Annotated in this window: 23 protein-coding genes, 1 tRNA gene and 1 pseudogene; 17 read left to right on the top strand and 8 right to left on the bottom strand. The window is 38.2% G+C overall.

All coding sequences use genetic code 11. The annotated features are described in order from the left end of the window. Positions 1-699, top strand: a complete 699-nt coding sequence (locus RT761_RS03925) for a response regulator transcription factor (RefSeq protein WP_218112780.1) — start codon at positions 1-3, stop codon at positions 697-699. An 8-nt stretch (positions 700-707) separates the two neighbouring features. Next, positions 708-1,991 (top strand): HAMP domain-containing sensor histidine kinase, encoded by a 1,284-nt coding sequence (locus RT761_RS03920; protein WP_218112779.1) that lies wholly within the window; start codon positions 708-710, stop codon positions 1,989-1,991. A 43-nt stretch (positions 1,992-2,034) separates the two neighbouring features. Here RT761_RS03920 and RT761_RS03915 read toward each other — a convergent pair whose 3' ends face one another. Next, the gene (locus tag RT761_RS03915) at positions 2,035-2,688 is read right to left on the bottom strand and encodes an IMPACT family protein (protein ID WP_218112778.1); all 654 of its coding nucleotides are present in this window, start codon (positions 2,686-2,688) and stop codon (positions 2,035-2,037) included. Positions 2,689-2,715: 27 nt separating this feature from the next. Here RT761_RS03915 and RT761_RS03910 point away from each other — a divergent pair, with 27 nt between their 5' ends. The 8 genes from RT761_RS03910 (at position 2,716) to RT761_RS03875 (ending at position 9,304) form a co-directional block, all read left to right on the top strand. After that, positions 2,716-3,264 (top strand): chromate transporter, encoded by a 549-nt coding sequence (locus RT761_RS03910; RefSeq protein ID WP_218112777.1) that lies wholly within the window; start codon positions 2,716-2,718, stop codon positions 3,262-3,264. Next, positions 3,261-3,782, top strand: coding sequence for a chromate transporter (locus RT761_RS03905; protein WP_218112776.1), 522 nt, complete (start codon positions 3,261-3,263; stop codon positions 3,780-3,782). The genes RT761_RS03910 and RT761_RS03905 overlap by 4 nt, the downstream gene beginning before the upstream one ends. Before the next feature lie 491 nt (positions 3,783-4,273). Beyond that, positions 4,274-5,356 (top strand): LptF/LptG family permease, encoded by a 1,083-nt coding sequence (locus RT761_RS03900; protein ID WP_218112775.1) that lies wholly within the window; start codon positions 4,274-4,276, stop codon positions 5,354-5,356. An 8-nt stretch (positions 5,357-5,364) separates the two neighbouring features. Then, positions 5,365-6,054 carry a tetratricopeptide repeat protein gene (locus RT761_RS03895; protein ID WP_218112774.1) on the top strand — a complete coding sequence of 230 codons (690 nt, stop codon included), beginning with the start codon at positions 5,365-5,367 and terminating at the stop codon, positions 6,052-6,054. Then, on the top strand, positions 6,051-7,247 hold the full coding sequence (locus RT761_RS03890; protein ID WP_218112773.1) for a tetratricopeptide repeat protein: 1,197 nt from the start codon (positions 6,051-6,053) through the stop codon (positions 7,245-7,247). Before RT761_RS03895 ends, RT761_RS03890 begins: the two co-directional genes overlap by 4 nt. A 6-nt stretch (positions 7,248-7,253) precedes the next feature. Continuing rightward, positions 7,254-7,832 carry an RNA polymerase sigma factor gene (locus RT761_RS03885; RefSeq protein ID WP_218112772.1) on the top strand — a complete coding sequence of 193 codons (579 nt, stop codon included), beginning with the start codon at positions 7,254-7,256 and terminating at the stop codon, positions 7,830-7,832. 102 nt (positions 7,833-7,934) lie between these two features. Next, a complete protein-coding gene (locus tag RT761_RS03880; RefSeq protein ID WP_218112771.1) occupies positions 7,935-8,438 on the top strand; it encodes a glycogen-binding domain-containing protein in 504 nt (167 codons plus the stop codon). 2 nt (positions 8,439-8,440) lie between these two features. Further along, positions 8,441-9,304, top strand: a complete 864-nt coding sequence (locus RT761_RS03875) for a hypothetical protein (RefSeq protein WP_218112770.1) — start codon at positions 8,441-8,443, stop codon at positions 9,302-9,304. Positions 9,305-9,359: 55 nt separating this feature from the next. Here the strand turns inward: RT761_RS03875 and RT761_RS03870 are convergent, their stop codons facing one another. Beyond that, positions 9,360-10,418, bottom strand: coding sequence for a 3-isopropylmalate dehydrogenase (locus RT761_RS03870; protein WP_218112769.1), 1,059 nt, complete (start codon positions 10,416-10,418; stop codon positions 9,360-9,362). A 164-nt stretch (positions 10,419-10,582) separates the two neighbouring features. On the opposite strand from RT761_RS03870, the gene RT761_RS03865 reads away from it, so the two are divergent. From RT761_RS03865 to RT761_RS03835, 7 genes are all read left to right on the top strand, one after another. After that, on the top strand, positions 10,583-11,518 hold the full coding sequence (locus RT761_RS03865; protein ID WP_218112768.1) for an NAD-dependent epimerase/dehydratase family protein: 936 nt from the start codon (positions 10,583-10,585) through the stop codon (positions 11,516-11,518). A 287-nt stretch (positions 11,519-11,805) separates the two neighbouring features. After that, complete coding sequence (locus RT761_RS03860) at positions 11,806-13,044, top strand: ROK family protein (RefSeq protein WP_218112767.1); 1,239 nt, start codon at positions 11,806-11,808, stop codon at positions 13,042-13,044. 102 nt (positions 13,045-13,146) lie between these two features. Continuing rightward, a complete protein-coding gene (locus RT761_RS03855; protein ID WP_218112766.1) occupies positions 13,147-13,929 on the top strand; it encodes a FliA/WhiG family RNA polymerase sigma factor in 783 nt (260 codons plus the stop codon). A 102-nt stretch (positions 13,930-14,031) separates the two neighbouring features. Continuing rightward, positions 14,032-14,125 (top strand) — tRNA-Ser (locus tag RT761_RS03850). A 483-nt stretch (positions 14,126-14,608) separates the two neighbouring features. After that, positions 14,609-15,124 carry an SAM-dependent methyltransferase gene (locus RT761_RS03845; RefSeq protein WP_218112765.1) on the top strand — a complete coding sequence of 172 codons (516 nt, stop codon included), beginning with the start codon at positions 14,609-14,611 and terminating at the stop codon, positions 15,122-15,124. A 133-nt stretch (positions 15,125-15,257) separates the two neighbouring features. Then, positions 15,258-15,977, top strand: a complete 720-nt coding sequence (locus RT761_RS03840; protein ID WP_218112764.1) for a LacI family DNA-binding transcriptional regulator — start codon at positions 15,258-15,260, stop codon at positions 15,975-15,977. 14 nt (positions 15,978-15,991) lie between these two features. Further along, on the top strand, positions 15,992-16,282 hold the full coding sequence (locus RT761_RS03835; protein ID WP_281388059.1) for a substrate-binding domain-containing protein: 291 nt from the start codon (positions 15,992-15,994) through the stop codon (positions 16,280-16,282). Between the two features lie 64 nt (positions 16,283-16,346). Here RT761_RS03835 and leuD read toward each other — a convergent pair whose 3' ends face one another. From leuD to ilvB, 6 genes and pseudogenes are all read right to left on the bottom strand, one after another. Next, positions 16,347-16,841 (bottom strand): 3-isopropylmalate dehydratase small subunit, encoded by a 495-nt coding sequence (gene leuD, locus RT761_RS03830; RefSeq protein ID WP_218112763.1) that lies wholly within the window; start codon positions 16,839-16,841, stop codon positions 16,347-16,349. A 99-nt stretch (positions 16,842-16,940) separates the two neighbouring features. After that, on the bottom strand, positions 16,941-18,206 hold the full coding sequence (gene leuC / locus RT761_RS03825) for a 3-isopropylmalate dehydratase large subunit (RefSeq protein ID WP_218112762.1): 1,266 nt from the start codon (positions 18,204-18,206) through the stop codon (positions 16,941-16,943). A 99-nt stretch (positions 18,207-18,305) separates the two neighbouring features. After that, a pseudogene (locus RT761_RS03820) lies at positions 18,306-19,841 on the bottom strand (2-isopropylmalate synthase); the annotation flags it as partial. Positions 19,842-19,854: 13 nt separating this feature from the next. After that, a complete protein-coding gene (gene ilvC / locus RT761_RS03815; protein ID WP_218112760.1) occupies positions 19,855-20,847 on the bottom strand; it encodes a ketol-acid reductoisomerase in 993 nt (330 codons plus the stop codon). A 55-nt stretch (positions 20,848-20,902) separates the two neighbouring features. Then, on the bottom strand, positions 20,903-21,388 hold the full coding sequence (gene ilvN / locus RT761_RS03810) for an acetolactate synthase small subunit (protein WP_218112759.1): 486 nt from the start codon (positions 21,386-21,388) through the stop codon (positions 20,903-20,905). Positions 21,389-21,408: 20 nt separating this feature from the next. Continuing rightward, complete coding sequence (gene ilvB, locus RT761_RS03805; protein ID WP_218112758.1) at positions 21,409-23,076, bottom strand: biosynthetic-type acetolactate synthase large subunit; 1,668 nt, start codon at positions 23,074-23,076, stop codon at positions 21,409-21,411. Positions 23,077-23,081: the final 5 nt, after the last annotated feature.

Genomic DNA, 23,081 nt, shown 5'->3' with positions numbered 1-23,081 from the left:
ATGGAGGGTCAAACCGAAAAACCCAAAAAAGGAGCTCGAATTTTAATTATTGAAGACGATCCGAAGATTTCTCGATTATTAGAGCTGGAACTTGAACACGAAGGATTTCAAATTCATCGTTCAAGTATGGGTGAACCAGCGGTTGACGTTTTTTACTCTTTCCAACCCGATTTGATAATTTTAGATATCATGCTTCCTGATATTGATGGCTGGGAGGTTGCCAAAAGGATACGCCTCCTTTCAGAGACGGTTCTTATTCTGATGCTAACTGCAAGAGGAGAAATTGATGATCGTGTGAGGGGATTACAATCGGGTGCAGATGATTATTTAGTAAAACCTTTTGCAATTGAAGAACTCTTGGCTCGAATAAATGCTTTATTTCGACGGGCCGGACATACTACCAGAGAGACCTTTCAAATTGGAAATTTACATATCAATCCCCAATCCTATCAAGTTCATCTTGGGAATCAGGAAGTTATCTTAACTAAAACCGAATTTGATTTACTTCTTTTTTTGGTCCGTAACACAGGAATTGTTCTATCCCGAGAGAAAATTTTACAAAACGTCTGGGGACCGGATTTTTTTGGTACTCCAGGGGTTGTTGAAGTATATATGAATTATCTCAGAAAGAAACTGAGTGGAGAGGGAAAAAGGATTAAGACCGTTCGAGGGGTTGGTTATACCTTTGTGAAGGATTGAGCAAAAAGATGAAACTTTCAGTTCGAATGACGTTGTTTAATTTTATTTGCTTATTTGCATTGACTTTAATGGCTTTTTCAGTTTTATATGGCTTTTCTCGAACAAGCATATTGACTTCAGAAAAAGAAGATCTTTTTCGTCGCTCTCAGGCTGGCGGCATGAGGATGATGCATGGTTTGATGGCACGGGGAAGAGCATTTCCTGGTGATTTTCTGGTTGGAACGTGGGATAATCAAATACTTAAGATTATACAAAATCCCTGGGATCTTGATCCACAGTTATGGAAGGAAGGCATGGTTATGAGAGACGGGGAGCATTTTCTTTTTGTTTCAATTGATCGATCTGGGGAAGAACATTTACTCGGGAAAAACATCAGCACTTCGATTCGTTCTTTAGAGCGAATCCGAATAGCTGCCTGGTACTTAATACCAATTTTAGCAGGAATAGTATTATTTGTTGGCTATTTTTTAACCGAATACTGGTTAAAACCATTACGGGAGTTGAACCGAGCCCTCTATAAAATGAGCTCAGAAAATTTATCCTCTCGCTTTTCAGTGGCTTCAACACTGGATGAAATAGAAGAATTAAAGTTGGCACTGAACAAAATGTTACATTCCTTTGAACAAGGATATTTAATTCAGAAAAGGTTTGTTTCCAACGTTTCCCATCAACTAAGAACTCCCTTGAGTTCAATTATTGGTTATATTCAAATGCTACAAAGATGGGGAGACGAAAATCCAGAGATACGCAAAGAAGCAATCGATGCCATAGAAAAAACTGCTCAGGAGATGAAAGAATTAACCGAAAACTTGCTTTCTCTCAGTCGTGCCGGTCGGATTACAGAAACAAAAGATATTGCTTTGGATGTGGTTATTAAATCAATTGTAGATCAATGGCAGACCAAGAATCCTCATCGATTATTTCGTCTTTTTGTTAATGCATCCCCACGTCTTAAAATTTCAGAAGACCATTTGAAAATTTTAATGGATGTTTTGCTAGACAATGCCCTGAAATATTCTGAGAAGCAGATTGATATCACTATTAACGGAAAAAATATAATTGTTAGAGATTATGGTCCTGGAATTCCCGAAGAGATCCAAAGGCGATTGGGCGAGCGGTTTCTTCGAGGTCGAAATACCTTTAAAAAGCCAGGGTGGGGAGTTGGTCTTTCTCTGGCTTTTGAAATTGCTGATAAGTTTGGTTGGGAACTAGTTTTCGAAAATACAACACCAGATCCAGGCTTACAAGTTTTGATTGATTTTTCTCCAAACCAAGCCAGCGATTCCGATTAAGAGTGGTAAAAACTTGTCTCTTTTTATACCATTGAAGTATTATTTATAAAGTATCGCAACGCTCCCAATTGAGAATGAATCCTTCCCTTTGTTTTAATTCAAGAAATGATAAGGTCTCTTGGAGTCTTTGCAAAAGAATTCGAAACCGAATTTCACCATAGTTTGGAAGAATGTCAAGGTATTTTTTCCCGCGACAGAAATAAATGAGTTGATTTACCATAAGCTGAAAATCAGTTGGATTGATTTTGAGGATAAATTCAGCTAAAAGTTCCTTTTCTATGGCACCAGAATTTTCTAAAACCATTTCAGCGGCTTGTTGATAAGCATTGATAAGACCCCGTACCCCTAACTTTTTTCCCCCAAAATATCGAGTGACAATAACCAGAAGATTGGTAAGGTTGCGAGTTAAAATTGACCCTAAAATTGGACGACCGGCTGTACCATGTGGTTCGCCAGCATCGGCAAAAAAATCAAGTGGCGGGTTGTAGCCAATCCGCCAAGCATAACACCAGTGACTGGCGTTGGGATAGAGAGATTGAATCTTGAGTAGTTTTTCTCGAACCATTTCTTGGTAGGTTACTGAAAAACTATGAGCAATAAATTTTGACCGTTTGATAACCAGCTCAGAGACACATTCATTTTCAATTGTTAGATATGTATGAATTTCCTTTTCCATGGCCAAGATAAATGGTATCATACTTTCAATATTTTTGCGGAGAAGGCCATGGACGTTTTAATAAAGCGAAAAAAAGGAATACTTTGGATTTTATTCGTGAGCTTTTTCCGAATCGGAGCTTTTACCTGGGGAGGGGGGTATGCAATGGTTCCTTTGATTCAGAGAGAGTTGGTTCAAAAAAAAGAACTCATGAACGACGATGATTTTATAAACATTTTATCAATAGCTCAAAGCTTTCCAGGAGCTATTGCTATTAATACTGCTGGTTTAGTAGGGAACCGGCTTGCTGGGTTTCGAGGATTATTGGTAGCAATTTTAGGTTCGGTTATTCCTTCATTTACAATAATGATTTTGGCAGCAACTCTTTTATTTCATTATGGCGACTTAGTCTTAGTACAACGGTTTTTTCGAGGAGCAACACCAGCTATTGTCGCACTCATTGCAACTGGTATTTTTTCAATTGCAAAAAAAGCCTTCAAGCAACGTTTCGATCTTATCATTTCCAGCGGATTTTTTATTTTTTTATTTTTATTTGATTTTCATCCCTTTTGGATAATTTTGATTGGTGCCCTGACAGGTTTAGTGAGGAAATCTTGATTTATTTACATCTTTTTCTGGCCTTTATTCGTATTGGTTTTCTGGCTTTTGGAGGAGGGATTGCCGTTCTACCTTTGGTCCAGAAAGAAATTGTTGATACCTACCAATGGTTAAGCACTGCACAATTTCTGGATTTAGTCACACTTTCCGAGCTTACCCCAGGCCCAATAGCTATTAATTCTGCTACTTTTGTTGGATATAAACTTGGGGGAGTTTTTGGTGCAGTAATTTCAACCGGGAGCTTTTGCCTTCCTTCAATTGGTTTTATTCTACTAATATCAAAGTTTCTAAGTCTATTTGAAGGCAATGAAAAAGTTCAGAAAATAATGAAAGGCCTTCGGCCTTCGGTCATAGCGCTTATGTCATTAGCAGGTTTTACGATTGCTCAAAACGGAATAATGGACTGGTTTGCTGTCGGATTATGTGTTATTTCCTTTGTTCTTGTTTGGAAAAAAATGATCGATCCAATTATGATGCTGATTTTAGCTGGAATAGCCGGAATATTTTATTACCGCTAAAAACCTACTCAGAAGATTAAAGTACCGATCAAGTGAAATGAAGTAATTTTTTAATAAATTTATAAGCATATTGGATGGTTGAAATTGAAGTAGCTAAAAAAAACAAGAGAAAAACCCGAAACATTTCATTATCTCTTCCTTATATCGGATCTAACAGGAGGATTTAGCTTTATTTAATCAATATGCGGTAATATTAAAAATTGAATAAAAAGGAACCAGATAGAAGAGCTATGGGTATTAGGAGCTATTGGGTTTATGCCTTTTTGCTGACAAATCCCTTTAAAAAAGATACAATAAGTTGCCGAGAAAATTACTCTCTGTATTTGGAACATTCGTTTAATTTGCTATTTCAAAAGGATAAAAAAGTTTTCATATTTTTACCATGGGAGATTGTGATCCACACGTTGTTAATTCAATCTGCAAGGAAAGATGATGATCTAGCCATAAAAGGTTACCCCATTAAATCCAATCGAAATAGGTGAAGAATGCTGATGGTTAAAATTATGGATCGCTATTTAGCCCGAGAAAGCCTCACTGGCATGTTTACCTGGGTAGGCGCAGTAACCATTGTTATGTTGGTGGGAATTTTGTTTGAATTGGCTGACTTTTTTGTCAACAAACAGGTTCCTCTCTTGATTACATTAGAAATATTGTTATTATATATCCCGGCCCAAATGGTTCTTACTTTCCCAATCTCTTATCTTTTGGCTTCTGAACTTCATTTAGGAAGGCTGGGGAGAGAAAGCGAGATGGTAGCCATTGAAGCATGTGGGGTTAGTCTAAAAAGGATACTGCTTCCCTATTTGATAGTTTCGATTTTAGTCAGTATCGGCTCTTATTTTTTTAATGATATTATAGTCCCTGAATCGAACCACAAAGCACAGATTCTGATGCGTGAGTATGTTTATAAAAAAGGACCACCGAAAATCCAACAAAATGTTTTTTTTAGAGATGCTGAAAACCGTTATTTTTATGTGAATGAATTGGACAATGAAACCTGGGAAATGAAAAAAGTGATTATTTATGATTTAAAGGATCAAAAAGAGTTTCCCGATGTCATCACTTCTAAAAGTGCTTTTTGGTTGGAAGATCGCTGGTTGTTGAAAGAAGGAGTAGTTCATCGATATAATGATACCGGATACCTTCTCCAGGAAATAGAATTCAATGAGATGGAGATTGACATGAAAGAAGAATTGCAGGAGTTTTTTGAAAACCAACGAGCCCCTGAAGAGATGTCAACAAGAGAGCTGCGTAAACAGATTGAAATTTTGAAACAGTCAGGAGCTCAAGTTGATGAATTCGAAACCGCTTATTTCCTGAAGTATTCCCTTCCCTTTTCAGCTTTAATGTTTATTTTGATAGGACTACCTTTTGGTATTCAAAGAGGCCGAGATACAAGAGCATTGGGTGTTATAGTAACTGTTATTTTAGCTTTTGTTTTTTATATGATGCTATCAATATTTCGCTCATTGGGACGGGGTGGTATCATGGAACCCTGGTTAGCTGCTTGGATGCCTAACATAATTTTTGGTTCAATGGGATTGTTTCTGTTTTTAGGCATTGAGAGAAAGTGAGGTATGCGTTGTTGAGAAAAATTGGGATGATTAATTCGGTATTGGTGGTATGCTTAGTTTTATTTTTATCCGGGTTGGTATTAGCTCAGGAAGCTGATTTGTTTACTCAAGCCCAAAAAGCTCGTCAACAAGGCGACACGGATTCTGCTTATCGCTTGTATGAACAAGCTGCTGAACAGGATATACGACCTCACGATGCCTATTTCGAAATGGGACTTATCCTATTAGAAAAAGAAAAATGGTCACAAGCTTACCGAATTTCTGGCAAGGCCGTCAAAGCTTTCCAAGAGTATCTAAATCTTAATCCTAATGATGATAATGCATGGTTTCGATTGGCTTATGTTTATGAAAATAGAAGCCTTGCACCAGGAGTAAATGAGTGGAAGAAAGCCATTGAGGCTCTTCAAAAAGCTTTGGAAATTTCTTTAGAAAATCCTCAATACCTGCTGCATCTTGGTTACGTATATTATAAAATAGGGGAAAGAGAAGAAGCCGAAAAGGTTTTGCTCAATTTGGTAAATAGATACTCAGATTATATTGATGCTCATTATTATCTTGCCATGAACTATCTCGAGAGGCAAGACAAAGAAAACGCCAAACAACATTTTCAATATGTTCTTGATAATGCCAACCAAAATAATAGCTATTATCAGTGGGCAGAAAAAGAATTAAAGAAAATAGGAGGAGGAACTCAATGAAGAAAAACTACCCCTTTCTCCTTAGTGTTTTAAGTGCATTATTTTTAATAGTTCTTGCTGGTTGTATGTCAATGAATATCGGAGAAAAAGGCACTGTTCGGGGAAGAGTATTCGGAGATAATGGTCCTCTGCAAGGCGTACGCGTGGAAACGGGTGATCAGGTTGCTTATACGAATGATTCTGGCGATTTTCTTTTAGAAAACGTTTCCTCTGGAACACAATACATCTTTTTTTCTTGTGAAGGATATGCTGGTACTTTAGTTAAGGTTAACGTGATTAAGGGGAATGAAGTTCCCATATCACCCGATGGGAGTGTTACGCTATCTTTATCGTCTGATAGTAATGATTACGAGTATCTTGTATCACTCTACCAGCTTAGTTTTTATGAACGAAGTTTTCTTGAATCAGAAGAATATCTAATAAAATTTACCGGGAGCAACCTCATTCCCAACGTTTTATTTATAAAGGGGGCCTCGGCATATTATCTCGGAGATTATCAGATATCGAGATCTATTTTGAAAGATTTGATTCAGATTTATCCTGATAATGAATTAGCTGATGACGGACAATACTTGTTGGCTCGGTGCCTCGGCCAGGGCTTGAGCCAATGGTGGGACGCAATAAATGAATACAAAAACCTTATCCAGAATTATCCACAGAGCGAATTTGTTGGAGTTGCTTATTATGAAATGGGTGATTGTTATTACATATTAGAATCCTATTCAAATGCGTCAACTGCCTATGATCAAGCAAGAATTTTTGGAGGAGAAATTGAGAAAAAATCAATCTATGGTTTAGCTCATTGCTACTATAAATTAGAGCTTTTTTATAGATCAGCTTCTCTTTTTGCCGAATATGTCCAAAAGTATCCAAACGATGAATTTGCTGATGATGCTCAATATTTTGAAGGTGCATCATGGTATCAACGTAATGATTATCAACAAGCATTAGAAGCATTTGATAAATCAATAAATCAATATCCAGAAGGAACTTGGTACAATGGTATCCTCATTGCCCCGGCTTCCATGTTTAACAAAGGTCTTTGTTTGGAAAAGCTGGGTCGTTATTCGGATGCTTATCAAGTCTATTTGGACATTATTCGGAAATACCCGGGAGCCAAGTGGGCAGATGGAACTTCTCTAATAGAAAACGCTCAATACCGTATTGAATTGCTCAAAGATACGGTTCTGTAAGGCAAAATGACAGAGAAAACCGATCGGGAGATCATTTTTGAAGTCCTGAACGGAAATCGGGATTTTTTTTGTTTTTTAGTGAAAAAGTATGAAAGGCCAATTTTTAATTATATTTTCCGTATGGTTCGCTCAAAACCCGATGCTGAAGATTTAGCTCAAGATACCTTTGTAAAAGCATTTTCTGCATTAAATAAATACGATGACTCATATGAGTTTTCAACCTGGATATACCGAATTGCTTTGAATGTCTGTCGCGATTATTTTCGGAAAAAAAAGATTTTTTTCTTTTCTCTTTCCGCTCCAATTGGGGATGAAGAAGAAAGTGAATTAGAAGATTTTATTCCCCAAGACTCCTTTCATAACCCGGATGATGTTTTACTCAATCAAGAATTAAGATCAAACTTAGAGAAAGCGATCAGCGAATTACCAATAAAGTTTCGAGAGGTAATCGTACTCCGACATTTAGAAGGGCTGTCTTATGATGAAATTTCTACAGTTACCGGCCTTCCGGTAGGGACTGTTAAAACGTATTTGCACCGAGCCAGAAAAAAGCTTCAGGACGAACTTGGTGAATTTTTAGAATAGTTATAAAAACTTATGATTTGAAAGGGTTTCAGGAAATTCGAATTTTAACCTGGATTGAAACATCGGAAGGTTTTTTCCGTATATATTGTTGAGGCGATTGATATGGATAGGAAAGAAAAAAAATTAATTCATTATTTAGAACAACTTCCTCATACGACGGTACCGACCGGTTTTTCTTTTCGGGTGATGGATAGAATAGAAGCAAAACAACAAAGAGGGTATTGGTTAGTTAATTTTAAGAAATTAGCAATCGTCTCTTTATCATTGGTATTTTTGACTATGATTTTTTTTACTGACCTCCCTTTATTTCCCCAGTTTAACATATCCGGGCTTTCTGGATATCGGCGAGTTGAGCTAAAGTTTTTTGCTTTGAGCGAAAACCCAAAAACCGTTGCGGTAGCTGGCGATTTTAGTGATTGGAATACATTGCAGATGGAGAAGAAAGATAATAATTCTTGGGTTATAACCTTGAAGGTAAAGCCTGGAAAGTATCAGTATTCCTTTGTAATTAATGATGAAGAATGGATTCCGGACCCAGGTTCTTATCGGCGAATAGAAGACGGATTTGGAGGGGTTAATTCTGTTTTGGTTGTTAATGGCGGGTAGAAATGAAAAATTGGTTATTCTTCATCTTCTTCATCTTAACTACTCTACTTTTTGCTACGGCAGCCTTTGCCCAAGATGAAGTTTCTTCGTTAATAAAAGACTCTGCAAGTTATCCCCCTGAGGATCAAGAATATTTGTTGGACCGGGTTGGAGAATTAGTCAATGAACTTCAGCAGAAGGGGCTGGCAACCGATTCCATAGTATTAAAACTAAAAGAGGGATTACATAAAAAAGTACGACCTTATAATATCGTTAAAAGCCTTGAGAAGAAAAAAGATTCTCTTTTGGAAGCCCAGGCAATTTTGGAAGAGATAAACGCTCCAGGAATTAGTGATGAAGAGACGCTTAAAAATATTGCTTCTTCGATTGAGCATTCTGTGCCAACCGATTTGGTTAAAAGCGCCCTTCAACAAAACGTTGCAAAAGAAGATAAAAATGCTATAAAAATTGTTGATTCCCTTACTGCGTTGATAGAAATGGGAGTACAACCTCAGCAAGCGGGAGTAATTGTTGACCAGTTTGCCCAAAAAAGCAATCAGTCGAAAGACCTCAATAGCCTAACTAAAATTATTGAACGAGCTAGGCTAGAGGGGATAGACCCCCAAAGGGTTGCATCTAAAATCGAAGAAGCACTCGGTAAAACGAATAGTATTGCTATGGTTGAAATGGAAGTCCAGGGTTTTATTGCTGATATTAAACAAAAACCAACTGTTAAATCTGGTCAGGGAGTGGTGATAAGTTCACCTGGAATTACTTCAGGTGGGGTTCCGGGGAGCGAAGGAGGGACTTCCTTGTCCCCGGCTAGCGAGACTCCTGCATCAGGTTCCAATGTTCCATCCCAGGAAGGCGGCTCTCCTTTAGAGTAAAACCACTCCTTAAAAGCACCTTTTAAAGTTAAGAACTTATTGATATGAATCTTGCTTAAATTAGAGAAGCAACTAAATCGCCTACTTCTTGAGTTGATAAACCCATTTTTCCAGCGCTCATACTTTTAATTTTTCCACTTTGTAAAGAAGAAATAACTGCTTTTTCTAAGCCTTGAGCAGCATCAACCTCACCCAATACATCGAGCATCATTTGAACAGCACATATTGCTGCCAAGGGATTGATTATGTTTAAATTAGTATATTTTGGTGCCGATCCACCGATAGGTTCAAACATTGAAACCCCCGAAGGATTCACATTTCCCCCAGCAGCTATCCCCATACCGCCCTGAATCATTGCACCGAGATCAGTGATGATATCACCAAACAGATTGTCAGTAACGATAACATCAAACCACTCTGGGTTTTTTACCATCCACATGGTAGTAGCATCAACATGAGCGTAATCAGTTTTAACATCAGGATAATCAACCGCAATTTCATTGAAAGTTCTTTCCCACAAATCAAAGGCATAAGTTAAAACGTTAGTTTTCCCGCAAAGAGTTAGTTTTTTTCTTTTATTTCGCTTTTGAGTGTATTTGAAAGCATACCGTAGGCAACGTTCCACGCCTTTGCGAGTATTTATTGATTCCTGAGTAGCGACCTCATCGGCAGTTCCTTTTCTTAAAAATCCTCCAACTCCTGCATAAAGACCCTCAGTATTTTCTCTAACCACCACAAAGTCAATATCTTCAGGCTTTTTATCTTTTAAAGGTGTATCAACATTGGGATAAAGTTTCACCGGCCGTAAATTGATGTATTGGTCGAGCGAAAAACGAAGCTTGAGAAGTATCCCCTGTTCTAAAATTCCTGGTTTTACTTCAGGGTGACCAATAGCACCCAAGTAAATTGCATCATACTTTTTTAGTTCTTCAACATTCGCAACAGATAGGGTTTCACCGGTCTTTTTATAATGGTCACCACCAAAGGGGAAGAAAGTAGTTTCGTAGGAAAAGTTGTATTTTTTCGAGGTAACTTGTAATACTTTTAGCCCTTCCCGGACAACCTCTGGACCTGTGCCATCCCCAGGTATTACTGCTATTTTGAATTTTTTCATAAAATACCTCCTCATTAGGATACTTAAGGTATTATAACAAGATATGATCATTTTTTTGTTATAAATTTTTTTTCCTTTTGATTTTTATATTTAATTCAAAGTAAAATAATAGTGCTTTACTATAGTATTATAATTTCTCAGCCAAAATTGAAAAGGAGAAAGTCATGCAAATATTAGTTACCGGAGGAGCTGGCTTTATAGGATCGCATATAGTAGATGCCTACCTTCAAGAAGGACATCAAGTTGTTGTGGTTGATAACCTATCTACAGGAAAAAAATCCAATGTTCATCGCGCAGCAATGTTTTATCCGCTCGACATTTGTTCTTCTAAAGAAATAGAATCAGTCTTTCAAAGGCATGTTTTTGATGTGGTGAGTCATCACGCAGCACAAATTAATCTTAGAAAATCAATAGATGAACCAGCTTTTGATGCTGAAGTAAATATTATTGGTAGCCTTAACCTTTTTGAGCTGTGCCGAAAATACGAAGTTAAAAAATGTATTTTTGCCTCATCTGGGGGAGCAATTTATGGTGTGCCAAAGCAAATTCCTGTGGATGAGAAAGCTCCAACCAAGCCTCTTTCGCCCTATGGAATTGCTAAGCTATCAGTTGAACAATATCTAGAGTATTATTACCAAGTTTGGAATTTGGAAAGAATTATCCTTCGCTATGGAAATGTATATGGCCCTCGCCAGGATCCTCAGGGTGAGGCGGGAGTCATATCCATTTTTTGTAATAATATCCTCAAAGGCGATCCTTGTATTGTTTTTGGGGATGGTTATAAAACAAGGGATTACGTATCAGTTCATGATATTGCTTCGGCGAATTTACTGGCGCTAAACTCTCCAGCTGATATTTACAATCTTGGGACTGGAATTGAAACCAGCGTTAACCAATTGATCAATATGCTGCAAAAAGTTACTAACCAAAAAATTTCAATTATCCACGACCAAGACCGGAAAGGTGAAATCGAACATATTGCTCTTCACTCAAAGAAAGCAAACGAGCTTTTAGGCTGGGAAATAACCATCCCCCTAAACCAAGGAATAGAGGAGGTATTTCAGTGGTATCAACAAGAACATTATAAAAAAAAATGTTGAAACCATTAGGATGTTTGGATAAGAATGGTCTTTTTTGTAAAGCGTTTGACATAAAAAATTGAAAATCAGACTTTAAATATTTTATGAAATTTCAAGGACCGGAGAAGGACGGAAGAAAGGGTTTCTCGTTTTTTATTTAAAAAATTAAGTTAAAAGAGATTTACGGCAATAAATAGATGGCAGAGAATAGAATAATAATCAAAAAAACAGAAGAGGTGAGCAAAAGAAAAATAGGTAATTTTTTGTGTTAGAATTGAAAAGTGTGGAATTTTTGGGAGATGAGCCTTGTGCCCAGAAAAAAAAACAATAGTGTAAGAAGTTATTATAAGGCTTTGGTAAAAAATTTAATTCGGACCGATGGACCAATTTCCAGAATTGCGCTGAACAAGTTAACCGGTATGAGACTGGCTAGTGTTACAGATGTCACGAAAGAACTTTTAAAAGAAGACTTTATTAAGGAAATCGGATTTGAATGTTCCAAAAGGGGACGAAGGAAAGTACTATTAGATATTAATCGAGATGCTGGTCGAGTAGCAACTTTAGATTTTAATTCCAATCGAATTTTAGGACTTGGAGCAGATCTTAAGCTGGGAATAAATTACCGATCTCGCCGGATTATTCCAAATAACTCGGATAAAGACAAAATTATACAAATTATGAAAGATATTTTATACGAAATTATCGAATCACCATCAGTAAAAATTGCACCAGTCCTGGGAATAGGGGTTGCTGATCCAGGGATTGTTGATGAAAATGCCGGAATATCAATTTTAGCCACTCAGATGAAAGGTTGGGAAAATGTTCCAATAAAAGACATTATGGAAAGCGAATTTGGTTGCCCAACTTTCCTTGAAAGCGATACCCGCTGTCGACTAATTGCTGAAAAGCATTTAGGAGCTGGTAAAATGAAAAACGATATTTTAATGGTGGAACTTTCTTCGGGAATCGGAGCTGGAATTATGAGTGAAGGAAGGCTTTTTCGAGGGAGCAGAGGCTCGGCAGGGGAGTTGGGGCATATGATGATACTCGAGAACGGTCCCTATTGTAATTGCGGTAGTCGTGGTTGTTTAGAAGCGATTGCGTCATCAAAAGCGATCATTAGAAAGCTCCAAGAGGCGATCAAGTCAGGTGCGGCTTCCAGTTTATCGAAGGTTTGTCGTGGTGATATATCAAAAATAGACATAAATATGATTTCTCAAGCAACTGAGGATGGTGATAAGCTATCTTTGCAGATAATTGAGGAAACTGGGAGGTTTATTGGAGAGGCAATTGCCAATTCGATCAATCTTTTAAATCCTGAAATAGTGATATTAACAGGTGATTTGCTGGCCTTTGGAGATTATATTTTGAATCCAATTCGAGGAATGGTGAGGAGACAGGCATTAAGTTATAATACCAAAGATGTGGGTATAGTGATAGCCGAGGTTGGAGAAGAAGCAGCTGCCATCGGTATGGCAGCAGTCGTTCTCGATGAAGTGTTTGGCATACCAGAACTAAGACATCAAAGAGAATATAGAGTGCGATAAAAAATTATTTCTCGTATAAAATTATAATGAATTAATTCCCAAAGATAGGCATCCGTGATAGGAAAAACCGTCAGGTTTTGTGTAAAGGAGATCATTGGGGGAATGATTAACATCAGAAAAGAAGAGAATATTGAAGAATTATGGAAATTATATTTACAAACTAGTGATGCTGATTATCGTGAAAGGCTTATTAATCATTATCTTTATTTGGTTAGAATTGCTCTAGGACGGTTTATATATAACCTTCCTTCATTCATTGAAAGAGATGATTTAGAAGGTTATGGAATTATCGGTCTTATGCAAGCATTTGAACGGTATCAACCAGAAAAAGGTTTAAAATTTGAAACGTATGCATTATCTCGAATTCGCGGAGCAGCATTAGATTACCTTCGTAGTTTGGACCCAATGACTCGTGGTCAAAGAAGAAAATTTAAAGAAGTAATGGGAACTTGGCATCAGCTCCAATCAGAAAAAGGGAAAGAACCGACCTTAGAAGAAATATCCAACGAAATGGGCATTTCGGTTCAAGATATCAGCTGGATTATTGAACAAAACCGAACTGGAATTTTCTTTTCATTAGATCAGCAAAAAGGTGAAGAAGGACGAGAGTTAGGTGATAATATTGCCGATGAACGGACTGATGTTAATCCTCAAGATATTCTTGAAAATAGAGAACTATTGGAATTCTTAGGGAAGAAAATAGATGAGTTGCCAGACAGAGAAAAGTTATGTATTTCTTTGTACTATTATGAAGGCTTGACCTTGAAAGAAATTGGTCGAGTTTTGGGAGTGGGAGAACCCAGAGTTTCTCAAATCTTATCACAGACCATAATCAAACTTCGATCAAGAATGGGTAGCTGGGGAGAGCAACAAAAAGATACTTAGTTCTTTATTCTCAGGAAGATTGTTATTCCAAACCATAAAAAGTTGAGTAATAAAAAGAAAGATGGTATACTTTTTAGCTGCAGATTGCCGATTTTAAAAAACGGAGAGGTGGCCGAGTGGCTGAAGGCAGTCGCCTGCTAAGCGATTAGGCGGGCTTAAACCCGTCTCGTGGGTTCGAATCCCACCCTCTCCGCCAGTTCAAACACGGGGACTTTTTTGCAAGACCTGCTTTTTTAATTCTGCTATTAGAAAATTATGAAAAACCAGGCAAATTCAACTTCTTTATTAGACTACAATATTCTAAATAAATACCAGGAATTATTTTTTATACTTGTAAATAATTGAATTATTACTATAAAAAGCAATGATAACAAAGAACACCTCATAATAGGAGAAGCACTATCAAATATTCGCAGCTTTTCTTAGCTGAAAGTAAACTCAAAGCCAGTTGAAAAATAGTTTTTTACCCAGAATACCTCGGTATTTTGATGAGGGATAGTGTTATAGTAGGGAAATCAATTTATTTTTATAATTTTAAATAAAGTGCTGCGAATTATTTTATGATAACAATATTCGTCACGAAGAATTACACTTTTTAAATTATGTTAAAATTTTTTCCTGGGGTATAATTAGGGAGTTTACCAGAGTTGCTCGGCTATTAAATTTGGGAGAGTGGTCCGTGAGTTTATTTTTTATTTTTATACTTATAGGAATACTGTTTCTTTTTTTCTGGTGGATTTTTCCCCTATTTTTCCATGGAATTCCCTGGCAACCAACCGATATGAAAAGGGTGAAGCGCATGTTGGAAATGGCAGACCTTAAACCCGATGAAACTCTTTATGATTTGGGCTGCGGAGATGGGAGAATTCTTATTTATGCTGCTCGAAACTACCGTGCTAAAGCAGTAGGTATAGAAATTAATCCCTGGCTCTTTGCTTTGTCCTGGATTCGGATTTATTTTCTCGGTTTACATCGCCAGATTAGGGTTGAGCTAAAAAACATTCATGATATATCGTTACAAAATGCCGATGTCGTGACAATTTTTCTATTCCAAAATGTAAATGATCTCTTGAGAGATAAATTCTTAAAAGAACTTAAACCGGGCTCAAGAATTGTTTCATATGTATGGATATTAAAAGACTGGGATCCGGATTTGGTAGATCAGGAATATCGTCTTTATAAATACACTCGATAATGCCCGTCAGGAACTAGTGAAATTTAAAAAATTATAATAAATGTGCTAATTAATAAATGAAAATTTTAAGCTGAAAAAGGAAATTTGGGTATCATCGGCTTCTCCTTTTTAATGATTTGGGAGGCATTTAAGAATGATTACCTTAGATGAAATAGCCCTAAGCGCTGGTGTATCAAAAAGTACTGTATCAAATGTTTTAAATAATCGGGATGAAAGAGTAAGCGCCTATACAAAGGCCCGAGTTGAACAACTCATAGATGAATTAGGATATCGGTCTCACCGGGCAAGGAAAGGACATGTTTTTCCAAAATTGAATATTATCAATGTTCTTTATCCCCATTTTTTACGCCGGTTTTTAAATTTCCCCCTATATCAAGAAATACTTGAGGGAATTGCTTTTGCTGCCCAACAATTAAATTATCAGCTAATAATTGCTACTTCAGGACAGGATTTTCATCCAACCATGATCTATGATGAAATGCTCAACACCGAATTGGGAGATGGATTTCTAATCTTAGAATTACTGAAAAGAGATAGTCGTCTAAAGCGTTTTATTCAAGGTAGTAAACCATTCGTCACGATAGGAAAACCAGAAGTTCAAGATACTCGAGAGGTAAGCTGGGTATCAATAGATTTGACAGCCATGGTAGAAAAGGCAATTCGTAAACTTATAAATAATGGCCATCAACATATAGCTTTTTTGGGATTAGAAGACAAAAGGATTTTAACTCTTCAAACTCAAAGAGGTTTTGAAAAAGCTTTAGAGAAAGAGGGGAAAACCAAGAAGGATCTGATAATTATACATCTGGAACCAGATTCTTACCGAACCGAGTTGGTAGTTAAAAATGTTTAAAAAAAAGCCCAAACATTACAGCTCTCTTCACCGAAAGCCAAATTTTAGCTAAAGGAGCTATGATAGCTGCAAAAAATCTTGGAAGAAGTATTCCTGGTGATCTATCGATAGTAAGCATGCTGGAAAACCAGGCAACGAATTTTTTTGAGCCGGCTCTTTCTGGAATAGATTGGAAAGCCAAAGAATTAGGAGAACAAGCAGTTATGCTGCTGGTTAAAATAATTGAAGGGCGAGAAAATATTATATCCGGTCGAACCATTACTACTGAATTCATGGTTCGCGATTCTTGTGGAATTAAAAGATAAGAGGCTTGGTTATTAAAATATTTTTTTGTTAACAGGGAGATGAATCATTCCCCCTGTTAACAAACTAAGATGAAATTCTTTCCTTAACCAGATTCATCAAGCCTCCACGAGCCATTATCTCTTGTATAAACTGAGGGAAGGGCTGAGCTTGGTAAACTTTATTTTGAGTTAGGTTGGTAATGGTTCCCTTTTGAATGTTTATTTCGACTTCATCCCCGGAGAGCAAACGTGTATCTGCTTCTTCCAGTTCTAATATGGGAAGCCCAACATTGATAGCGTTCCGATAAAAAATTCTTGCAAAAGAAGAAGCAATAATTGCCTTTATCCCCGACCCTTTAATGGCTAGGGGAGCATGTTCTCGGGAAGAGCCGCAGCCAAAGTTTTTTCCTGCAACGATGATTGAATGATTATTTCGCTTTTTTTGAAAATCAGGATCTATGTCTTCCATACAATGCTTTGCTAATTCCAAAGGATCTGTTGCAGTTAGATACCGAGCTGGGATAATTACATCAGTATCAACATTGTCACCATATTGGATAACCTTTCCTTGTATTATCATAAAATCAACTCCAAATTTAAAAATGAAAATTCTTAAAAAACATCTAACTTGAAATACGCTAAATTCTTTTGTTTGAAAATATTTTTAACTAACTTCTTATCACATGAGCTGGTCGGGAGTAATAATATATCCAGCAATAGCGGAGCTGGCAGCTATATAGGGATTTGCTAAGTAAACTTCGCTTTTGGTATGTCCCATTCTCCCAACAAAATTACGATTAGTGGTTGAGACGCAACGCTCTCCCTCGGCTAAAACCCCTAAATGTCCACCAAGACAAGGTCCACAGGAAGGAGGGCAGAGAACTGCACCTGATTCTAAAAAGATTTGTACTAAGCCTTCTTTTTCTGCTTGCAAAAGAATGGCGGGAGTCCCAGGAAAAATATAGAGCCTAACCCCAACATGGACTTTGCGGTTTCTCAAAACTTCAGCAGCCTGTCTTAAGTCTTCAATTCGGCCATTGGTACATGAACCAATAACTGATTGATTAATTGAGATGCGTGGTAATGAAAAAACCGATTGGGTATTCTCAGGAAGGTGGGGAAGAGCTATTTGAGGTTCAATTGATGAAACGTTTACTTCGATAACATCTTTCCATTCCGCGTCAGAATCTGAACGATATATCTTTGGTTTTCTCGATAGAGGAATATTCGATAACATAGATAAAGTAAGCGTATCAGCTTCCATGATACCATTCTTTGCTCCGGCTTCAACTGCCATGTTAGCCATTGTAAAACGTCCATCCATCGAAAGAGTAGAGATTCCCGATCCGGTAAATTCCATGGCGCAGTAACGAGCTCCCTCAACTCCTATTTCTCCGATGATAAAAAGGATAAAGTCCTTTCCGGTAACAAACCGGTTGGGTTGGCCGCTATAGATAAATTTAATTGATTCCGGGACTTTAAGCCAAGTTTCTCCTAATGCCCAAGCAGCTGCAATATCAGTACTTCCCATCCCAGTGGAAAAAGCGCCCAATGCCCCATAGGTGCAAGTATGAGAGTCAGCTCCAATAATCAGGTCACCAGGCAAGACTAATCCTTTTTCTGGGAGGAGAACGTGCTCAATACCTACTGAACCTCCTTCGAAAAAGTTTTTTATTTGGTTTTTTTGAGCAAACTCTCTCATTAATTTTAAATTTTGGGCTGAAGCGATATCTTTGGCTGGAGTATTATGATCAGCAACTAAAACAATTTGGTTTGGATTAAACATCGAATTAATTCGTTGTTTCTCTAATTCCTTTATGCTCAATGGAGCGGTGATATCATTAGCAAGGGCTAAATCAACAGAAACCTGTACTAACTCACCTGCCGATACCCTTTCTTTGCCGCTATGAGCAGCAATTATCTTCTCAGTAATTGTCATTCCCATGGTTAAGACTCCTATTGTAAAAAGTATAATGAAGGACGGTGAATCCATTAAAAGATTCACTCGTCCTAATTATTTAATATTTTAAGGTCCCCATTCATTTTATATCTGTGTCTGAGGATTCAATTTTTTCTGTTGGGTCATTTTGTTTATAGCTGAAAGATAAGCAATGACACTGGCAACCACAACATCCTGATGAGAACCTCTCCCCACATAGACAGTGTCATCAGTAAAAATTCGAACCACAACTTCCCCTAATGCTTCAGTTCCTCCCGATATCGATTGAAGGGTAAAGTTCACCAAACTTGAAGACAGTCCAACCATTTGACCAATTGCTTTATAAGCAGCATCAACTGGACCAACACCAGTGGCGACTCCTTGTAAGGTAGATCCATTTTCCTGGACGAGCCTTACCGTGGCAGTTGGTAGGATGTTGTTTCCACAACAAACATGAACAAAATCTAAGCGGTAAACTTCTTCGGTTCGAGTAGCTTCATCTGCAGCGATAAATTGAATGTCAGCTTCGGCAATCTGTTTTTTCTGATCGGCTAAATCCTTAAAGCGTTCAAAAGCTTGATTGAGCTCTTCCTCGGAAAGGTGATACCCAAGTTCCTCTAATTTTTTGTTGAAGGCATGCCGACCAGAATGTTTCCCCAACACTAAGACTTTTTCCTCGCGTCCGATTAGCTTCGCATCCATGATTTCATAAGTACTTTTTTCTTTCAATACACCATCTTGATGGATTCCTGATTCATGAGCAAAAGCATTTTGACCAACTACCGCTTTGTTGGGTTGGACTAACATACCAGTGAGTTGACTGACCAAACGACTGGTCCGATAAATTTCAGAATAATTAATACCGGTCTCTGCTTGGTAGAAATCTTTTCGAACATGTAAACCCATAACGATTTCTTCCAAAGAAGCATTTCCTGCTCGCTCTCCAATTCCATTGATAGTGCATTCAATTTGACCTGCGCCACCCAACATTGCCGAAAGAGAATTTGAAACTGCTAATCCCAGGTCATTATGACAGTGAATGCTCACTATTACTTTTTCTATCCCATCGGTGTGTTTATAAAGATGCTGAATTAAGGCTTTCATCTCTTCGGGGGTAGTATAACCAACCGTATCAGGTACGTTTAAAATTCTTGCGCCAGCCTTTATAACCGCTGAGTATACTTGGCAAAGATAATCCCAGTCAGAACGGGTTGCATCTTCGGCGGAAAACTCAACTTCATCCACATAGCTGCGAGCACGTTTAACTGCCCAAACTGCTTGTTCAAGAGCCTGCTCGCGACTCATTCGAAGCTTGTATTTGAGGTGGATATCGGAAGTAGCAATAAAAGTATGAATCGCTGGTTGTTCAGAAAATCTAACAGATTCCCAAGCAATATCAATATCTTTTTCTTTAGAACGAGCAAGAGAACTGATAATTGGTCCTTTTACCTCTTGAGCAATGGTTTTTACTGCCAGTGCATCACCAAGAGAAGCAACGGCAAAACCAGCCTCAATAACATCAACATTGAGACGGGCTAACTGTCTAGCTATTTCTAATTTCTCTTGAACATTTAATGATACTCCTGGGGATTGCTCCCCATCTCTTAGCGTGGTGTCGAGAATTCGAACTTTTTTCACGCTGTTTCCCTCCCTGTTATTTTTTTAACCAGGGCATCATATCACGCAGTTGTTTACCAACTTTTTCAATGGTATGTTGAAAGTCTTTTTCTCTTAAAGCGTGATAGGTAGGTCGGTTAGCCTGGTTTTCTAAAATCCATTCCCGGGCAAAACTCCCGTCTTGTATTTCGCTTAAAATCTTCTTCATTTCTTTTTTAGTTTCTTGATTTACTACTCTTGGACCACGGGTCAAGTCACCAAATTCAGCAGTATCACTCACTACCTGACGCATTAAACTAAGGCCTCCTTCATATACCAGATCAACTATAAGTTTCATTTCATGGAGGCATTCAAAGTAAGCAACTTCAGGTTGATAACCTGCTTCCAAGAGAGTTTCAAAGCCAGCTTTTATTAACGCAGTTAATCCTCCGCATAAAACCGCTTGTTCACCGAAGAGGTCAGTTTCGGTTTCCTCTTCGAAGGTGGTTTCTAAAACTCCTGCTCGGGTAGCACCGATTCCACGAGCATAAGCCATAGCGAGTTCTTTGGCTTGACCTGAAGCATTTTGGTAAACAGCGATCAAGGAAGGAACCCCTTTGTCTTCCTGATACATTCTTCTGACCAAATCGCCTGGTCCCTTGGGTGCTACCATGATTACGTCGACCGAAGGTGGTGGAACGATTTGGTGGAAATGAATATTAAAACCGTGAGAGAACATCAAAGCATTCCCGGAGGAAAGATTTTTTGCAATCGATTGTTGGTAAACCATCGGTTGAAATTGATCTGGTACTAACATTTGTATAATATCTCCCTTTTGAGCCGCTTCGTCGGCAGTAACCGGAGAGAATCCAACCTTTTTTGCCTTTTCATAACCGGGAGTACCCGGTAACTCAGCAATGATGACCTCGATTCCGCTGTCTCTAAGATTTTGGCCTTGTGCGCTTCCTTGGCTTCCAAATCCAATTATTGATACTTTTTTTCCTTGCAACAATTCCAATTGAGCGTCTTGATCATAAAAAATTTGAGCCATAATGTTAACCTCCCAAAAGTATAAATTGATTAAGTTTTATATAATTTTTAGGAAATTATAAGGATTGACTTCCCCGGGCTAAAGCAATTTTACCGGTTCGAGTCATTTCAATGATTCCATATTTTTTCATGAGTTGTTCAAGGGCATCTATTTTATCTGATGTTCCAGTAACTTCAATAAGAAGGCTTTTTTCGCTGACATCAACAATTCTCGCACGAAATATTTCAGCGGTTTGCACAATCTCACCACGAAGATTGGAAGGAGCATTCACCTTAATCAGAGAAAGCTCTCGATCAACATAACTACTCTCTGTAAAATCACCAACCTTAATAACTTCTATTAATTTGTAAAGTTGTTTGGTGATTTGTTCAAGAATGTCTTCATCACCACGAACCACTAAGGTGATTCGTGAAACATCAGGGTCCTGGGTATGACCGACGGCAAGACTTTCGATATTGTATCCCCGCCTGGCGAAAAGGGACGCCACTCGTGCCAGAACCCGTGGTTTATTCTCCACCAGAACCGATATTATATGTTGCATGGCACATCTCCTTATCAAAATTATTCTAAAATCATTTCGTCTAATGATTTTCCCGGAGGTACAAAAGGATACACATTCGTTTCTTTACTGATACGACAATCAACGAGAACCGGATGATCTTTCACTTCCAAAGCTCTTTGTATGGCCTTGTCGAGTTCCTCTTGGTTTTGAACCGGGATACCTTCAGCACCAAAAGCTTGAGCAAGGTTGGCAAGGTCGGGATTGATAATATGGGTTGATGAATATCGACAATCAAAGAAACATTCCTGCCACTGTCGTACCATGCCGAGATAGTTATTGTTCAAAACGAAAATTTTAAGAGGAAGACAATTATTGACCGCGGTAACCAGTTCTTGTATTTTCATCATAATGCTTCCGTCACCGCTAAAAAGAACAACTGTTTGATCGGGATTACCAACCTGAGCACCAATTGCGGCTGGAAGACCAAATCCCATAGTTCCAAGACCACCTGAGCTAGCCCATTTGCGTGGTTGATGACAGAGAAAATGTTTTGCCGCCCACATTTGATGCTGGCCAACATCGGTAACCAAAATGGCATCACCCTGAGTAGCCCGATAAACCGATTCGATGATAGTCTGGGCTACCAGTTCATTGTTAGCGGATGGTTTTGGTGTATATTCTTTTTTCCATTTTTCAATGGTTTGTAACCATTCATCATGCTTTTTTGTCTCAGTTCTTTTGTTGAGCTCGTTGAGAATGTTACGAGCGTCACCAACAATGGGGATCTGGATCTTGACATTTTTACCTATTTCAGCTGGATCAATATCAATGTGGACGATTTTAGCTCGATTGGCAAAGGTGGCAGTATTTCCAGTAACCCGATCATCAAAGCGGGTACCAACAGCAATTAAAAGATCACAATTCATAATAGCCTTATTAGCATGGTAGGAACCATGCATTCCGAGCCATCCTAATGAAAGTCGATGATCCTCGGGAATGGCCCCTTTTGCCATGAGGGTATAGGTAACAGGAATGTCGGTTTTTTCTGCAAACTCAAGAAGAATATCTGATGCTCCAGAGGCAATAACGCCACCGCCGACATAAAGGAGTGGTTTTTTTGCTTCCTTTATAGCCTGAGCTGTCATATTGATCTGATTGATGTGGCCACGATAGGTTGGTTTATAACCAGGGATTTCAAACTTTTCTGGATAGTTAAAATCAACCTCGGCAGTCTGAACATCTTTTGGAATATCAATTAGGATTGGTCCAGGACGACCTGTAGAAGCAATTAAAAAAGCCTCTCTGACTATTAACGGCAGTTCATGAATACTCTTTATTAGAAAGTTATGTTTTGTAATTGGCATGGTGATACCGGTTGTATCAGCTTCTTGAAACGCATCCTTTCCAATAAGACGCGTGCCCACTTGGCCGGTGATAGCAATAATAGGAATTGAATCCATATAGGCGTTGGCTAAACCAGTAACCAGGTTGGTTGATCCCGGCCCGGAAGTTGCCATACAAATTCCTACCTTGCCGGTAGTTCGAGCATAGCCATCAGCAGCGTGGGCTGCAGCCTGTTCGTGGCGAACCAAAATATGCTTTATTTCAGGAGCTTGATACAAAGCATCATATATATCGATTACTGAGCCACCTGGATAACCAAATATCGTAGTAACCCCCTCTTTTTTCAAGAGTTCGATTAAAATTTGAGCACCTTTCATTTTCAATGCAT

This window comes from Atribacter laminatus (genome assembly GCF_015775515.1).
Lineage (GTDB): Bacteria > Atribacterota > Atribacteria > Atribacterales > Atribacteraceae > Atribacter > Atribacter laminatus.
The sequence above is the reverse complement of the archived record's forward strand: the minus strand, read 5'-3'. Positions and strand labels throughout refer to the sequence as shown.

Coding starts and splice junctions, on each gene's coding strand:
- RT761_RS03925 (WP_218112780.1), top strand. CDS start 1: ATGGAGGGTCAAACCGAAAAACCCAAAAAAGGAGCTCGAATTTTAATT.
- RT761_RS03920 (WP_218112779.1), top strand. CDS start 708: ATGAAACTTTCAGTTCGAATGACGTTGTTTAATTTTATTTGCTTATTT.
- RT761_RS03915 (WP_218112778.1), bottom strand. CDS start 2,688: ATGATACCATTTATCTTGGCCATGGAAAAGGAAATTCATACATATCTA.
- RT761_RS03910 (WP_218112777.1), top strand. CDS start 2,716: ATGGACGTTTTAATAAAGCGAAAAAAAGGAATACTTTGGATTTTATTC.
- RT761_RS03900 (WP_218112775.1), top strand. CDS start 4,274: ATGGTTAAAATTATGGATCGCTATTTAGCCCGAGAAAGCCTCACTGGC.
- RT761_RS03890 (WP_218112773.1), top strand. CDS start 6,051: ATGAAGAAAAACTACCCCTTTCTCCTTAGTGTTTTAAGTGCATTATTT.
- RT761_RS03885 (WP_218112772.1), top strand. CDS start 7,254: ATGACAGAGAAAACCGATCGGGAGATCATTTTTGAAGTCCTGAACGGA.
- RT761_RS03880 (WP_218112771.1), top strand. CDS start 7,935: ATGGATAGGAAAGAAAAAAAATTAATTCATTATTTAGAACAACTTCCT.
- RT761_RS03875 (WP_218112770.1), top strand. CDS start 8,441: ATGAAAAATTGGTTATTCTTCATCTTCTTCATCTTAACTACTCTACTT.
- RT761_RS03870 (WP_218112769.1), bottom strand. CDS start 10,418: ATGAAAAAATTCAAAATAGCAGTAATACCTGGGGATGGCACAGGTCCA.
- RT761_RS03865 (WP_218112768.1), top strand. CDS start 10,583: ATGCAAATATTAGTTACCGGAGGAGCTGGCTTTATAGGATCGCATATA.
- RT761_RS03855 (WP_218112766.1), top strand. CDS start 13,147: ATGATTAACATCAGAAAAGAAGAGAATATTGAAGAATTATGGAAATTA.
- RT761_RS03840 (WP_218112764.1), top strand. CDS start 15,258: ATGATTACCTTAGATGAAATAGCCCTAAGCGCTGGTGTATCAAAAAGT.
- leuD (WP_218112763.1), bottom strand. CDS start 16,841: ATGATAATACAAGGAAAGGTTATCCAATATGGTGACAATGTTGATACT.
- leuC (WP_218112762.1), bottom strand. CDS start 18,206: ATGGGAATGACAATTACTGAGAAGATAATTGCTGCTCATAGCGGCAAA.
- ilvC (WP_218112760.1), bottom strand. CDS start 20,847: ATGGCTCAAATTTTTTATGATCAAGACGCTCAATTGGAATTGTTGCAA.
- ilvN (WP_218112759.1), bottom strand. CDS start 21,388: ATGCAACATATAATATCGGTTCTGGTGGAGAATAAACCACGGGTTCTG.